12 protein-coding genes, 1 tRNA gene and 1 other annotated feature are annotated in these 14,902 nt (G+C 45.1%); of the genes, 4 read left to right on the forward strand and 9 right to left on the reverse strand.

What is annotated here, in order from left to right; translation table 11 throughout:
* Nucleotides 1-123: 123 nt before the first annotated feature.
* The 4 genes from IGJ15_RS11365 to IGJ15_RS11380 are packed head-to-tail and all read right to left on the reverse strand — an operon-like array spanning nt 124 to nt 4,078.
* On the reverse strand, nt 124-954 hold the full coding sequence (locus IGJ15_RS11365; protein ID WP_005225404.1) for an energy-coupling factor transporter transmembrane component T family protein: 831 nt from the start codon (nt 952-954) through the stop codon (nt 124-126).
* The gene (locus tag IGJ15_RS11370; protein ID WP_010747702.1) at nt 944-2,653 is read right to left on the reverse strand and encodes an ABC transporter ATP-binding protein; all 1,710 of its coding nucleotides are present in this window, start codon (nt 2,651-2,653) and stop codon (nt 944-946) included. Before IGJ15_RS11370 ends, IGJ15_RS11365 begins: the two co-directional genes overlap by 11 nt.
* 25 nt (nt 2,654-2,678) lie before the next feature.
* Nucleotides 2,679-3,233, reverse strand: coding sequence for an ECF-type riboflavin transporter substrate-binding protein (locus IGJ15_RS11375; protein ID WP_005225401.1), 555 nt, complete (start codon nt 3,231-3,233; stop codon nt 2,679-2,681).
* On the reverse strand, nt 3,230-4,078 hold the full coding sequence (locus IGJ15_RS11380) for an SAM hydrolase/SAM-dependent halogenase family protein (protein WP_430599092.1): 849 nt from the start codon (nt 4,076-4,078) through the stop codon (nt 3,230-3,232). The genes IGJ15_RS11375 and IGJ15_RS11380 overlap by 4 nt, the downstream gene beginning before the upstream one ends.
* A 91-nt stretch (nt 4,079-4,169) precedes the next feature.
* Nucleotides 4,170-4,409, reverse strand: a binding site (T-box leader).
* 807 nt (nt 4,410-5,216) lie between these two features.
* On the opposite strand from IGJ15_RS11380, the gene IGJ15_RS11385 reads away from it, so the two are divergent.
* A tRNA-Leu gene (locus IGJ15_RS11385) sits at nt 5,217-5,298 on the forward strand.
* A gap of 93 nt (nt 5,299-5,391) precedes the next feature.
* Here IGJ15_RS11385 and IGJ15_RS11390 read toward each other — a convergent pair.
* A complete protein-coding gene (locus IGJ15_RS11390; RefSeq protein WP_060791756.1) occupies nt 5,392-7,044 on the reverse strand; it encodes a peptide ABC transporter substrate-binding protein in 1,653 nt (550 codons plus the stop codon).
* A 561-nt stretch (nt 7,045-7,605) separates the two neighbouring features.
* Here IGJ15_RS11390 and IGJ15_RS11395 point away from each other — a divergent pair.
* Entirely contained in the window at nt 7,606-8,058 is a 453-nt protein-coding gene (locus IGJ15_RS11395; protein WP_010747700.1) for a DIP1984 family protein, read from the forward strand.
* A gap of 236 nt (nt 8,059-8,294) precedes the next feature.
* Here the strand turns inward: IGJ15_RS11395 and IGJ15_RS11400 are convergent, their stop codons facing one another.
* The 4 genes from IGJ15_RS11400 to IGJ15_RS11415 all read right to left on the reverse strand — a co-directional run bounded on the left by IGJ15_RS11400 (nt 8,295) and on the right by IGJ15_RS11415 (nt 11,563).
* Nucleotides 8,295-9,011, reverse strand: a complete 717-nt coding sequence (locus IGJ15_RS11400) for an NADPH-dependent F420 reductase (protein ID WP_010747699.1) — start codon at nt 9,009-9,011, stop codon at nt 8,295-8,297.
* Entirely contained in the window at nt 9,004-10,065 is a 1,062-nt protein-coding gene (locus tag IGJ15_RS11405; RefSeq protein WP_010747698.1) for an LLM class flavin-dependent oxidoreductase, read from the reverse strand. The genes IGJ15_RS11400 and IGJ15_RS11405 overlap by 8 nt, the downstream gene beginning before the upstream one ends.
* A 152-nt stretch (nt 10,066-10,217) precedes the next feature.
* On the reverse strand, nt 10,218-10,580 hold the full coding sequence (locus IGJ15_RS11410; protein ID WP_010747697.1) for a TIGR02328 family protein: 363 nt from the start codon (nt 10,578-10,580) through the stop codon (nt 10,218-10,220).
* Between the two features lie 14 nt (nt 10,581-10,594).
* Entirely contained in the window at nt 10,595-11,563 is a 969-nt protein-coding gene (locus IGJ15_RS11415) for an NADP-dependent oxidoreductase (protein WP_010747696.1), read from the reverse strand.
* Nucleotides 11,564-11,830: 267 nt separating this feature from the next.
* Here IGJ15_RS11415 and IGJ15_RS11420 point away from each other — a divergent pair, with 267 nt between their 5' ends.
* Entirely contained in the window at nt 11,831-12,910 is a 1,080-nt protein-coding gene (locus IGJ15_RS11420) for an ABC transporter substrate-binding protein (protein ID WP_010747695.1), read from the forward strand.
* Complete coding sequence (locus IGJ15_RS11425; protein WP_010747694.1) at nt 12,911-14,515, forward strand: amidohydrolase; 1,605 nt, start codon at nt 12,911-12,913, stop codon at nt 14,513-14,515.
* The last annotated feature ends 387 nt before the right edge of the window (nt 14,516-14,902 follow it).

The raw sequence follows: 14,902 nt of genomic DNA on the forward strand, positions 1-14,902 counted from the left end.
GACTGACTATCCTGCGTTTTTTGGCTCGATCATTTCTGGGACGGATGAATCAATTCTGAATCATCCGTCCCACTTTCATTATTGACAATGCGTCCGTTTTTTTAGTTTTCATGGGGTGATTTGTTAACGAAACGGATTGTAGAAACGTCCGCCATTAAGTACCATCAAGGACAATCCGAGCGCCACGATCAAGCAAACGACAGCAATCGCCAAAAGATCTTTGCCTTGGATCGGCTTAGCTTTCAGCCAGGTACGCTGCTTATGTTTGCCAAACCTTCTTAGCTCCATGGCAGCAGAAATATGGTCGATCCGTTCCAAGCTGGAAAAAATCAAAGGAATCGCGATCGCGACATTGCCTGCCACTCGCTTGCGCAAAGGTGCTTTTTTAGAAAGCTCCACGCCCCGTGCTTGCTGCGCTTTGGCAATGGTCCGAAAATCATCTTGAATATCGGGAATGTAACGCAAAGCCAGTGCGACTGCATAGGCGATCTTGTAGGAAATCCCGATGCGGTTGATGCTGGACGCTAACTCACTAGGATTGGTGGTAAACAGGAAAATCAATCCTGGCGGAATCGTGACAAAATATTTGATCAATAGATTCAACTCATAAAACACTTGCTCTTGGGTCAATGTATACCGACCGATCCCTTCGAAAATCACGTGGCGCGTACCGTAGATCTCCACCCCGTATTCTGGTGCGAAAAGATAGACCGCCACCAAATTCAAAAGCGAAAAGAAGATGATAAATTTTAATACAAAAGCGATATCTCGGTAGCGAATTCCAGCACTGGCAAATAGAAAGACCGAAAACAATGCCAGTCCAATGAGAAAGCGCGTATCATAAGAAATCATCCCGATGACGGATAGCAGCAAAAAACAAATCAGTTTTGCAGCACCGCTTAATTGGTGAATCCACGTTTTGCGGTCAAGATAGCCGATTAGATTACTCTCCATCGTGTCCCTCCTTCTCGCTGGCAATGAAGGCGGCAGTAAAAGCGGCGGGATCTGTCAGCTGGTTAAGGGTCGCCAGTGTATACAAGCTGGTTTCTTTGAGGTTTGCGGCACTCACCACTTGTTTGTCTGCTAAGACAACTTCTGGCGGAGCGTCCAGCAAAATCGTTCCTTTTGTCAAAACGATCGTCCGCTGTGTATACTCCAACATCAAATGCATATCGTGGGTGATCATAACGATCGTTAATCCCCGCTGGTTCAACTCCTGTAAAAATTGCATCATTTCGGTGTAATGGCGATAGTCTTGTCCCGCTGTCGGCTCATCCAATAAAATGAGTTCAGGATCTAAGACGAGGATCGCTGCAATGGCGGCTCGGCGTTTTTGCCCATGACTTAGTGCCGACAATGGCCATGAACGAAACGGATAAAGACCACAAATTTTCAAGGTCTGATGAACTTTTTCTGTAATTTCAGCCTCTGGAACGTTTCGGTTGCGCAAGCCTAAGGCAACTTCGTCAAACAGGAAGTTTTTTGACAGCATTTGATTGCTGTTTTGCAACACATACCCGATTTTTTGCGCTCGTTCTTTGATGGAATCATTGCCCATGTTCGTTCCTTGCCAAAGCAACTTGCCAGAAGTCGGAGTTAAAAAGCCGGTAATCAAATGGGACAAGGTCGATTTTCCTGCGCCATTATGCCCGACCAAACTAATCATTTCTCCTTGATGGATGGTAAAATCCAGTGCTTGCAAAATGGGTTTGCCCACTTGGTAGGAAAACGATAGATTCTTCGCTTCCAACAACGGCGGCTGGTGGCTAGGAAGCGCCGGTTTCGGAAATTTTTCTTGAAACTGAGTCAGTTTTTCGGCAATCTCAGGTGATGCAAATGCTTCTACCGCGACCAAATCAGCAGCGTCGGTCACGGGAACCCCCGCTTTTTTTAAAGCAGCTAAATACAGCGGTTCACGAATGCCGACTTGCTGCAGCATATCCGTTTTTAATAGTTCATTCGGTGTACTGTCGGCAAGGATGCGGCCTTCTTCCATCACGATGATGCGATCGACAGCTGCGGCTAACACTTCTTCTAAGCGATGTTCAATGATGATGGTGGTAAAACGCTTCTCTTGATACAGCTGGTCGATCATTTTGATGGCTTCCACACCTGTTTGCGGATCCAAGTTGGCTAGCGGCTCATCAAACAGTAGAATCGGTGTTTCATCGATCAAAACACCTGCCATTGAAACACGTTGCTTTTGGCCACCCGATAATTCCTGCGGTTTTTTCGCCAAATGATCCATTAAGTCAGTCTTTTCTGCCCAAAAACGCAGCGCCTCTTGCATCACTGCTTGACTGCGCTGATCGTTTTCCAATGAAAACACGATATCTTCTGCTACGGTCAAGCCTACAAATTGGCTATCGGTGTCTTGCAGCACCGTGCCGACGGTCAAAGACAGCTCATAGATGGAAGCTTGCCCAAAGGCATTGGTACCGATTGTCAATTCTCCAGTACTACTGCCTTTGTCGTTTTGCGGGATCAAACCGTTCAAACATTTTCCTAATGTACTTTTGCCAGAACCGCTGGCACCGACGATCAGGACTTTTTCTCCTTCATAGATCGTTAGATCGATGTTTTTCAAGGTCGGTTCCGCTTGTGCATCATATTGGAAAGAAAAATTCGTAAATTGAATGATTTTTTGTTTCATTTTTAGCCTTCACACATTTCTTTGGTTAGGATTCCTTACTCAAGCTGCCTTTTTTGGTTTTGGTTTGGGCATAGGCTTTTAGCAGGATCACTCCGATTATCCCAGTTACGACTGCATTGGTCAATCCCGCAATGACTCCTTGCGTAAAGACTTTGTTCGCTGGTTCGCCATAGATCAAAATATCCCCGATCGGGGCAATGATCACCCAGACGACCAAATTTGCGATCGTTTCACCGATCAAGAAGGTCCGAATTTCTTTAGCGCCAAAGGTTCCTTGCTGGATTGGAATCCAACGAGTCAAAAGTCCAAAGAACACCCCTAAGATCCCAGAGGCGGCGATCCAAGACCACCATGGACCATAAGTCGTTAAATCTCCTAGAGCATGACCGATAAAACCTGCTAAACCAGCCACGATCGGACCGTAGACAACGCCTAATAGCGCCAAGAAAGGATAGGCTGTGGCGATATCTGTATTTGGGAAACCCGTCGGAATCGTGACGAAACGTTTTAAGACGAAAAAGACCGCAGCACCGATACCGATTGCAACAATGTGTTTTACTGTAAATTTTGATTGATTCATTTTTCATTTCTCCTTTTTTTAAGGGTAATTTTCCAATTCGTGCCAGTCCCTATTTTATAGGTTTCAGCAAATGAAGCCAAGTTGAGCCCTAAACCGATATTCAGCAAGGAATTGACATATAAGACGGGTTCTTGTTCTGCCACTTGCGCAAAGGAGCGTCCGAAACGCACTTCTTCTTGATAACGCAGGGTATCTTGGTAGTAGATACTGACGAGCAGCGACTCATTGTATTGGACCTGCCATTGCTTAAAGAACGTGTGGGGAATATTCGTCCACAACGAACCAAAGCGGATATCGAGAATATCGATCGTCCCTGTGATCGTTTCAGCTGTTTGGCTTGGCTTTTCAATGGCAAAAACTTGGATCGCTTCTTTAGGTTCAGGTGTTCCTAGCTCTTCAAAGCTGATGGCGCCGCTGGCGAGCCGAGCGGCATTATACATATAAACATCCCGACCATGAAACGTATGGCTTTCGGCTGATCCTGCCAAGCGCTCAGTTGCCTCATTGATCACCCGAAGTTCAGCGATTCCGATATAAGTCGCTAAATAGGTCAGGGTGCCGTTATCTGGTGTCAAAACCAACTGCCCGGTCGCCATCTTGGCAACCACACTTCGTCGATCAGACCCTACGCCAGGATCGACCACTGAAACAAAGACGGTTCCTGCTGGCCAATAGGTGACGCTTTGTAGCAGGCGATAGCTGGCGTCATGAATGTTGTATGGCTCGATCTCATGAGTCAAATCCGCAATGACCAGCTCTGGTGCCACTTGATAGGCTACCCCGTACATCGCATTGACCGCTCCATCTTGCAAACCAAAATCGGTTTGAACCACTAATTTGTGCATTTTCTCTCCTCCCAACAACCTTTCTCCTTTTCAACAAAACCTTCGCATGAAACAGCTGACCCTACAGACACAAAAAAAGCCCTTAGCCAAAGCTAAGGGCATCACCTGCGGTACCACCTTAATCTGTAAAACCTTCACAGGCCTCACCTCATTCAGTACCCGAAAACACTCGGAGACTGTCGCTTGTTAACGGGGCAACCGTATTTTCCTAATTAGTCAGAAAATCCGCTCCAAAGTCATTTTCAAATCATTTGTTGTCGTTCCTTCTCACCTGCTGGAACTCTCTGCTAGACAACGCCCGTGATTCTACTTTCTTTTTCATCGCGTTTGCATTTTGTTTCATTAAAATTATCAAAGCTTGTGCCTTTTGTCAATTCTCTTTTAAGAAAAAATTCAAACAGAAGCCATAATTTGTCAAAAGATTCACGCAATTTCTAAATTTCACTCGAAAATTCTTCATATTTTCTCGGTATGATACCTGTATACCAACAAACAACCCTAACACTTTTTCATTTTTACTCCTTCCCGCCAGTCCCCGCTGGCGGGCTCCTTTTTGCCTTCTGACCGTTTTAGATGGTTTCACTTTTTCTTGGCGATTTCTTCTCAGAATTCTGTTTGATTCGTCAACTTTTTTTCACATTTTCCCGCTATTATAAATACATACCAACAAACAACCCTAACACTTTTTCATTTTTACTCCTTCCCGCCAGTCCCCGCTGGCGGGCTCCTTTTTGCCTTCTGACTGTTCTAGATGGTTTCACTTTTTCTTGGCGATTTCTTCTCAGAATTCTGTTTGATTCGTCAACTTTTTTTCACATTTTCCCGCTATTATAAATGCATACCAACAAACAACCCTAACACTTTTTCATTTTTACTCCTTCCCGCCAGTCCCCGCTGGCGGGCTCCTTTTTGCCTTCTGACTGTTCTAGATGGTTTCACTTTTTCTTGGCGATTTCTTCTCGGAATTCTGTTTGATTCGTCAACTTTTTTTCACATTTTCCCGCTATTATAAATGCATACCAACGAACAACCCTAACACTTTTTCATTTTTACTCCTTCCCGCCAGTCCCCGCTGGCGGGCTCCTTTTTGTGAGATTGGACTTGATTTTCTTCCTAGAAAGGATTATCTTTATCTTATGCGGAAGTGGCGGAATGGCAGACGCGCACGCTTCAGGCGCGTGTGAGTTTATCTCGTGTGGGTTCAACTCCCATCTTCCGCATTTAGCAGTTCAGCTTTCTGAACTGCTTTTTTTGTTGCAAAACGCGCATGTTCATCGAATAAACATGCGCGTTTCATTCAACTATTTTTCCCCTTATTCACTAACATAGGCGGTGCGGAAAAAGAAATGCGCACCATAAGCTGGGAATTGGATGTCTTTAACATTTGATTTGATCAAATAATTTGAAGCACTTTGGTAAAGAGGGACTTGCGCAGCATCTTGTTCCAACAAAATTTCTTCTGCCGCTTTGTAATCTTCAAAATATTGATCGGGGTCATTGGCATGAACGGTGCGCGCATCTTCCGTCAACGCCGTATATTCTTCATTGACATAGCCGCCGTAATTAAAGGAAGCGCCGTTTTTGTATAAGATAAAGAACATATCCATGTCACTGCTTCCAGCGATCCAGCCAGAAACGGAAAGCTCATAATCACTATTTGCTCTTGATTGATTTAAGCTGGCACGTGGCTGTTTGTTGATGGAGATCGACAAGCCTGGCAAGTTTTCTTGCAGTTGGCTTTGCAAGTACTCCCCGATTTTTTGACCATTGTCATCATCTGTCACTAATAAACGCAGCGTCGTACTTTCACCAATTTCCGCTTGGGCTTTTTCCCACTCTTCCTTGGCAGCCTCTAAATCATACAGATTATAATCACCGCTATATGCTCGAAAATCTTCGCCAGTATTTGGATTCGCAGCTAAGCCAGTAGGGATCAATCCATTTAAAACTTTCGCTCCATCGTTCAACACATTATCCACGAGACTTTCTTTGTCGATCGCCAACGCGATTGCTTTACGCACATGAACATTTGCTAAGGCATCGTTGGCGGTTTTATTGAAGTCTAAGAAAAAGTTCGCCACATCGTTTTGCGTAACTAGTTCTTCATTGTCCCCGTATTGTTGGACGTAGATCCCGCTGATTTTTTGCAAATCAAGGTCGCCGCTTTCAAACAATTGGATCCCCGTATTTTCTTCTTTGATGGTGGAGCCTTTGATTTCCTCCAATTGAACGACATCAGCATCGTAGTATTGGTCGTTTTTCACTAGCGTCCACTCGTCTCCTGTCTGTTGCCAATCGGTTAAAGTAAAGGGACCAGAATACAACAAATCTTCACTTGTCCGGGCATAGGTCTCGCCTTTTTCTTCAACAAAGGCTTGATTTTGCGGTGCCAACCAGCCGATGGAAATCAAGGATAAAAACGAAGGCTGCGGCTGCTCCAACTGTACGATAAAGGTCGCGTCATCTGGGGTTTCCAGACCAATCGTTTCTACGTCTGCATTGCCTTCACGAATGTCTTTACTATTGACTACATTATCCAACAAATAGGCGTTTGGTCCCATCGTTGCTGGATCAACTAACTTTTTCCACGCATAAGCAAAGTCAGCCGAAGTGATCGCTTCGCCATTGCTCCACTTCGCATCATCTCGCAAAGTAAAGGTATAGGTTTTGCCATCTTCACTGATTTCGACTCCTTCTGCCAAGCCTGGAACTGGTTCACTGTTTTCATCGAAACGGTAGAGCCCTTCGAATAAATGTTGTACGATGGTAAACGTTGCTTTATCCGTCGTTTGGGTCGTATCGAGAGTCGTCAGCTCAGCTGGTAGACTCACCGCAATCGCTTGATTCGGCGCACCGTTAGTTTCAGCCTCTGATCCCTCGGTATTTCCTGTTGTCGTGCAGCCAGAAAGGGTCAACCCAATCACTCCTGCTGCAACCAATAAACGCTTCTTCCAGATCATTTTCATTCTTCCTCCTATGTGATTGCGCAACCAACGCAAGTGTTTTTCATGACAGCAAAAAACGCATTCAACGATAAAAAGAAAAAACCTCATCCCTTTGCTTATCAACTTTGACAAACAAAGGGACGAGATTTTCGTGTTACCACCCTTTTTCGCACCATTCTCACAAATGGCACCTCAACAGTACGCTAAGATACTTGGCACGGTAACGGCTGCTTTCCGTCTGATTTGCGTGAACAAATCAGATCACTCAGAGCTCATCTTCACTTTTTTTCTGCTGCCCTTTCTCACCATCCGGGTTCTCTTCTAACAGATTCCAAAGCTACTCTTCTCTTCATCGTCTTTCTTTTTATCTAAAAAACAGGTAAATGACGTTTTTTTGTCTATTTCATGATTGTTTTAAAGTATACTATTGGTGTTTTTGGAAGTCAACAAGAATTGCGAATATTCAGTTTTTTATGATTTTTCTATCAGAGCTTGTTTTGCGTCTTGCTTGCCTTTCGTCACGTTCTTCTCTAGGATAAGAACTAGATAAGCCTTCTCATTTGTAAAAAGGAGTGTGCCAAAATGAAATTAGCAGAAGCGTTACTTTTAAGACGAGATTTGAACAATCGTCTGTTTCAATTGCGCAACGAAATCTCTAGCAGTGTGTTAGTCCAAGAAGGCGATACCTTGGATCGTAGTATCACAGAATTGTTCAAGGAATACGATGAGATCAATCAACAGTATTCAGAATTAGTCGTAGCCATCAATCGGAAAAATGCGACTGCCTCTTTAGCAGATAGTGCGTTATTGCTGATGGAAGCACTAGAACAGCGAGAACAGCTGCGCCGCAAGCATGCACTGCTTACGCAAGCACTGGATGAAACCAAAGCAGCTCCCCGAATGGGTCGCAACGAAATTCGACTGGTGCGCACGATCGATACAAAAACGCTAACGGAGCAATTGAATACGACCGCCAAACAGCTGCGAGAATTAGATGGAAAGATCCAACAAACCAACTGGCTAGTCGATCTTTAACAAACATGGGTGGGTGTCAAAGGCGAGCACAAAGCAGGTACAGGCTAATATGTACACTATGGAACGTCTGGCAGAGACGTAAACGTAACAACCACTGCTTACGAATCACAATCGTAACAATCACATTGTATTTTTTAGCGACCACGTGCTGATTTGACTGGATGGGAAAAACCCTCTTCTTTTTTTGAGAAGAGGGTTGTTTTTATCGTATCCAGCCGTACGTGGAGCCGGCTCTTTTACTGAGGAACCTGCTGCTTGTTACTCACAGCGGAAGGACGCGCCAGAAACGCTTGCCCTTTCTCACTGCTCCAAAACGCCTTCATCAATGCCGTCAATCCCTCTTTGGTTTGATTGGCACCAAAGAAAGGACTGCCGGGTTCTAACATGATGCCATTAGCTAAAGCACCGATAGGAAAGGGATCAAAGCCGAAGGCAGCAACGATTTCTGCTATCTGATCGAGGGCGGTTTGGTCATCACCAGCAATGGCGATGGCTTTTTTGGCAGTTCCTTGAGCAGCCGTTCTCGTCAGCAAGGATTCCTCTTGGATATCGTGGTACCCCATATGATTGAATCCTTTGACTACTTTACTTTGGGAAAAATAGCGTTGCACACGTTCCGAAGAAGTCTGCTCGATGGATGAGTATTCTGTTTCTTTGCCATCGACTTCCCACCAATAATTCATGGCATCGATCACTAGCTTGCCAGCCAAAGCTTCTGCTGGCAGCTGTTGGTACTTACTCAATGGGATTGCCAAAAGGATCGTTTGGGCTTCTGTCATCACCTCAACGGCATTTTTTGCGATCGCTCCCGGAGCCAACACAGAAACGGACAAGGCGATTTTTTCTGCTGGCTTCGTACTGGCGATCAAGACCCGATAGCCCGCCTGGGCACCAAGATTTGCGAGTGCTAAGCCTAACTTGCCTGCGCCTAAAATACCGATGGTTTTAGGCATTGCTATCACCTGCTGCCAACAATTCTTTCACCCGTGGAATCACTTTGGTTCCATACAATTCAATCGTTTTGAAACGGTCTTTTTGCAGCTGTCCGCCAGTACCGTAAACCAGATCAAAGCGTTCTACACCGACTTGCGGCATCATACGGGCGATTTTTTGCGCCACGGTTTCTGGACTGCCTACATAGTAAGATCCATGTTCGACTTCAAAGTCAAAGCGCTCTTTGCTCATGGCTGGCCAGCCGCGATCAAGACCGATTTTGTCCATGCTCTTTTTGATGTAGTTCCAGCCGATTTCATAGGCTTCTTCGTCGGTGTCGGCGATCACACCATGGGAGTGCATGCCGATTGGCAAAATCGGTTGCCCCAATTGCTGCGCTGCCTTTTTATACAGATCAACATAGGGCGCAAAACGAGCAGGCTCGCCACCGATGATCGCTAACATAACGGGAAACCCATAACGGACGGCACGAATGATCGATTCAGGGGTTCCACCGACACCTACATAGGTATCTAATTGGTGTCCCTCGATTTTTGGAAAAACGTCGGCATTTTTTAAGGATTGCGTGAACTTGCCTTCCCAAGTTAATGGTTTGCCTTTTCTCAGTTCACTAAACATCGCTGTTTTTTCTTCAAATAGTTCTTCATAATCTTGCAAGTCATAGCCGAATAGAGGGAATGATTCAGTAAAAGATCCTCGTCCCAGCATGATTTGTGCACGACCGTTCGACAACGCGTCAACGGTCGCAAACCGTTCGTAGACCCGCACGGGATCATCCGAACTCAAGACAGTTACACCGGTACCTAATTTGATGGTATTGGTAACCATCGCTAAAGCCGCTAGTACCGTATCAGGACTTGAGATCGAATATTCTTCCCGATGGTGCTCCCCTAAGGCAATGACATCGATGCCGACTTCATCGGCTAATTTCCCTTCTGCCACGATATTGCGCAACGATTCGCTATAACTGATCCGTTCTTTCGTTGTATCATCAAAGGCTAGATCGCCAAACGTATCTAACCCAAATTCAAGATTTCTGTGATTGATGGTCATTTTCTTTTCCTCATTTCTCATTACTGATTCTCTGTTCTCACTATAACAAGGAACAAAAAAAGTTGCGAACAATATGCTTACTTTTTGTAAGTTGCCAATTTTAAAGCAAAAAAACACTTTCCCGAACAAAAATTCAGGAAAGTGTTTGGTCTTTAAAGATAGATCCCTTTACTATGGAGATTCACTAAGCATTCTTCCAAGTATGCTTCATCATGTTCTGGATAGATCGGCGTAGTCAAAGGAACAGCTTGAACGGAGGGTTCCAGCGGCAGATTTTTGCCACGATACGCTGGATCGTACCATTCAGGTGCTGGCCGATAGCCTCGATAGGTCATTTCATCCAGCACTAACTGATGGTATTGAAACAATTTATAGGGCGGATGGGTAAAAACGTAATCGACGGTTGCGTGCTTCTTACCCCAGCCTAGCCCCCGTAAGGCTGCTGCTTCACGATGCTGGCCTAACAGCTGCTGCCGAGGCAAAGCAGGTATCAGCGCTTCATGCCATAAGCGCATCGGTTCAGCCTCCTTTATTCTGCGTCCTGGCTGATGAAATTGTCTTGATTTTCAATAACGATCTTGCCGACTGCATGGTGTGTCTCACTCAATGCGTGGGCATCGTAAATTCCTTGTGCCGTCAATGGGAAGGTTGCACCGATGACACTGTTGACTTTTTCTGCTTCGATCAGCTCTGTCAATTCTGCCAATTGTTTGCCGTTGGTTCGTAACCAAATTGCTTTGGCGAAGATGTCTTTTTCTTTTGCCAAGTCTTCGTCTTCAATACTCAAAATTGAGATCAGACGGCCCTTAGGTTTTAAGACAGTGAAACTTTTCTTCTGGGTGTCGCCCCCCATCGTATCAAAGACCAAATCGATGTCTTGCAAGACTTCTTCAAAATCTGTCGTATGGTAATCGATGATCTCATCGGCACCAAGTTTTTGCAATAACTCATGGTTACGAGGACTAGCCGTCGTGATGACGTAAGCGCCAGCTGCTTTTGCTAGTTGGATCGCATAGGTACCAACTCCGCCTGCTCCGGCATGGATCAAGACTTTTTCCCCTTCTTTTAAACGACCGTGTTCAAACAACGCTTGGTAAGCAGTCAAACCAGCTAATGGCACTGCAGCTGCTTCTGCGTAGTTTTGGTTTTCTGGTTTGATCGCTGCTAACTCAGCATCCACGATGGCGTAATCAGCATACGTCCCAAAACGAGTCGTTTCAGGGCGGGCATAGATCGCATCACCAACTTTGAATTCTGTCACGTCAGCACCTATTTCTACGATATCCCCTGCGACATCCCAGCCTAAAATAATTGGGAAGTCCCACGGAAACATTTGTTTTAAATAGCCTTCTCTTAATTTCCAATCGATCGGGTTGATGGATGTTGCGGCAACTTTGACTAATAATTGATTTGGTTTTAATTCTGGTAATTGGACCGTTGCTTCTTTTAATTGGTCTTTTCCACCATAGGCTTCAATAACGACAGCACGTGTTTCCATTGATGCTTCACTCCTTACATTCATTCTTCATCAAAGAGAGGTTCCTGTTTTTCCATCCCTTGATTTCTCACTTCCCTAGCTTAGGCAAAAGGAGGGAATTTGACAAATGATATGTTTGGAAACTGCCCCAGCCACCTGGCCGTTCCTCCTTCAAAGCCTTGAAAGAAACGGGTTTATTTTTTCTTCATTTTTTTATTGCCTTTTCTTTAAAAATCAATTACGCTACTCAAGAAATACGAAATTGTAGAGAAAGAAGGAATTGATGAATTGAAAAGGTTGTGGGTATTTTTTGGCGGTGTGATCGGCATCACCGCGTTGCTGTTTTTAGGTGCTTCGGTGTTAACGAAAGAATCGGGGGCAGCAACGTCGTCCGACAAAAATACAGTGATTATTTACAATTGGGGCGAATATATTGACCCCGAATTGATCAAAACATTCGAAACTGAGACTGGTTACTCAGTGATTTATAATACATTTGACTCCAACGAAGCGATGGAAACGAAAATCAAACAAGGCGGCTCGCGCTATGATTTGGTTTTCCCTAGCGAATCGATCATTCCGAAAATGATCGAAGAAGGACTGTTAGTGCCTTTAGACCATCAGAAATTGACGGGAACGGAAGATCTGTCGCCTTTTTTGATGGATCAAGCCTTTGATCCTGACAATACCTACTCGATCCCCTATTTTTGGGGCACGATCGGAATCATGGCAAATACTGAAGAAGTTGATGTTTCTTCGATCCATGGCTGGAGTGATTTATGGGACCCTGCATTTAAAAATGATGTATTGATGGTGGATGGTGCTCGCGAAACCTTAGGAATCGCGTTACAGACGCTCGGTCTTTCCCAAAATGAAAAAGACCCGACCAAGGTCACCAAAGCCTTGAAGAAGCTGGAAAGTATCCGTCCCAATGTCAAAGCAGTTTTGACCGACGAGATCAAAACCTTGATGATCAACAACGATGCCCCTTTAGGAATCGGATATTCGGGCGATGCCGCTTATGTGATGGCGGAAAATCCTGCCGTCACCTATATCGTTCCCAATGACGGCGGTGCGATTTGGACAGACAATTTTGCGATCCCGAAAACCGTTGGCAATCTTGAGGGAGCCTACGCCTTCATCAATTTTATGCTGCGACCAGAAAATGCCGCACAAAATGCCGAATACGTGGGCTACGCCACGCCGAGTGAAACGGCCAAAGCCATGCTGCCAGTAGAACTGACTGCTGACAAGGCTTTCTACCCTGAGCCAAGTGCGATGGAACAAATGGAACATTATGAATACTTAGGAAAAGAAGCGGTTGAGCTTTATAACGACCTTTTCCTTGAATGGAAGTTGGGATTATAATTGTCACTATTACTAAAATCTGAACACATCTTTGATACCAAAACGAAAACGACTTTTGCGGGCTTTCTCCTGATAGAAGACCAGAAAATCACGGCTGTAGGTCCTCTTTCAGCGCTGCCAACACTTGCTGAAGACACCCAGGTCATTGATCTCAAAGAACAAATGATCATTCCAGGCTTTATTGATGCTCATGTTCATTTTTATCTTTCCGCATTACTCCATCAAGGGGCACTGACCCATCTTACGGGAGTGACAGAAGAAGCCGTTGCCCAGCAAGTGCCCGCCTTGCCCATCACTCATGGATGGAAAATCGGCATCGGCTGGTTCAGCAGTGATTTCGGTCAGCAAGTCTACCCGACGAAAGATTCGATCGACAACTATTGTGCCGACACGCCTGTCATGCTGATTTCAGGTGATGCCCACAGTATTTGGTTGAATAGCCAAGGGATCGCTGCTTTAGGGATCACACCTGAGAACTTACCAGCAGGGATCAGCGGCGAGGCACTGCTTGACGAAAACAGCGGACAATTAAGCGGCTGCTTTTTAGAAGCGATCGCCATTCATTATTTAGCAAAGGTCTTACAGTCTTTCCAAGCACAAAGCCCTGCTGCCTTTCTGACCTATATGAAGCAGCTCAATCAATACGGCATTACGACGATCGGTGATGTTGCCTTGACAGGAGAAAGCTGGGACGATTTGGTCTACCCCACTCTTTATCGGCAAACAGAAGCAGAAGCGACCTTGCGCGCTGTCTTTTATCCAGCCATGCGAGAAGACATCACGCAACTGAAAAAAACTTACCGTACTTATCGCTCCGAAAAAGTACAAATGGGCGGCGTCAAACAATTTTTTGATGGTGTGACGAGTACGCACACGGCTTTTTTAAAAGAGGAATATGAAACACCGTATTTTGCTGGTGATGTCGGGATGCCGTTGATCGATGTTCAACGGATGCGCCGCTTTATTTTACAAGCCAACCAGCAAGACTGGCCGATGCGCATCCATACCATCGGTGATGAAGCGATTCGACAAGCACTCCTCTTTTATCAAGAAAGTGCTGCTGCTCACCCGCTTTCTAAAGGCAAAGCCAATACTTTGGAACACTTGGAAGTGATGGATGCCGCTGATCTGCCACTAGTTCGCCAAGAACAACTGGTACTCTCCGTACAGCCTAGCCATTTATTAGTCGGTTATGAGACCCTCGATGAAGAAGTAGGCCCTCAGCGTGCCAGTCAAATGTTTCCTTTTCAGTCCTTTCTAGAGCAAGGCGCAACCTTGGCTTTTGGGACTGATACGCCAGTCGTGATCGACGTGACTCCTTTAGACTCGCTGTATTATGCGGTTGCTCGGCAGGAAAAAAACGGCCAGCCAGCAGGCGGATTGATGCCACAAGAAAAAATCTCCATCGCCGATGCCCTCTATGCCCACACCGCAGGCGCCGCCAAAGCCTTGAGTCGGCAAGATATCGGTCGATTAGAAGTTGGCTGTTTAGCCGATCTTTGTATTTTGTCCCAAAATATCTTGCCTTTGACTGCCGAAGAATTGCTTCAAACGACTGTTGAAGCGACCGTATTTGATGGGCAATTTGTTTATCGGGGCAACTGATGAAACACTAGATCTTGTGAAAGTACAAGGTCTGGTGTTTTTCTTTGATAAAAAAATACAGAAACAGGTGCTTAGTTTGGACCACTCTCCCTTTTCGTACTTGCCCCTATCCCTTACGATGGATTCCCTGCTTGGCAGCTATGCTTTATCATAGGTTTTCTTTCGGCCATTTTGATTCGCGTGGATTGGTCTATTCGATTGGCGCAGCAAAAGAATAATTTAAGCGGTTGCCAGTTTCTTTATTTGATGGAAATTCAGAAACATGCCTCTTTTTCCTTGGAGTTTTTTTCCTTTTAACAGCAAACATTGGTCTATTCCATCACCCCTTACTTTCTCCTTCAATCGTTTTTTAAACCTTTGAATAAATTCTTAATAAAATAACTAACA

This window comes from Enterococcus sp. AZ079 (assembly GCF_050547255.1).
Lineage (GTDB): Bacteria > Bacillota > Bacilli > Lactobacillales > Enterococcaceae > Enterococcus_D > Enterococcus_D casseliflavus.

Coding starts and splice junctions, on each gene's coding strand:
- IGJ15_RS11365 (WP_005225404.1), bottom strand. CDS start 954: ATGGAGAGTAATCTAATCGGCTATCTTGACCGCAAAACGTGGATTCAC.
- IGJ15_RS11370 (WP_010747702.1), bottom strand. CDS start 2,653: ATGAAACAAAAAATCATTCAATTTACGAATTTTTCTTTCCAATATGAT.
- IGJ15_RS11375 (WP_005225401.1), bottom strand. CDS start 3,233: ATGAATCAATCAAAATTTACAGTAAAACACATTGTTGCAATCGGTATC.
- IGJ15_RS11380 (WP_430599092.1), bottom strand. CDS start 4,078: ATGCACAAATTAGTGGTTCAAACCGATTTTGGTTTGCAAGATGGAGCG.
- IGJ15_RS11390 (WP_060791756.1), bottom strand. CDS start 7,044: ATGAAAATGATCTGGAAGAAGCGTTTATTGGTTGCAGCAGGAGTGATT.
- IGJ15_RS11395 (WP_010747700.1), top strand. CDS start 7,606: ATGAAATTAGCAGAAGCGTTACTTTTAAGACGAGATTTGAACAATCGT.
- IGJ15_RS11400 (WP_010747699.1), bottom strand. CDS start 9,011: ATGCCTAAAACCATCGGTATTTTAGGCGCAGGCAAGTTAGGCTTAGCA.
- IGJ15_RS11405 (WP_010747698.1), bottom strand. CDS start 10,065: ATGACCATCAATCACAGAAATCTTGAATTTGGGTTAGATACGTTTGGC.
- IGJ15_RS11410 (WP_010747697.1), bottom strand. CDS start 10,580: ATGCGCTTATGGCATGAAGCGCTGATACCTGCTTTGCCTCGGCAGCAG.
- IGJ15_RS11415 (WP_010747696.1), bottom strand. CDS start 11,563: ATGGAAACACGTGCTGTCGTTATTGAAGCCTATGGTGGAAAAGACCAA.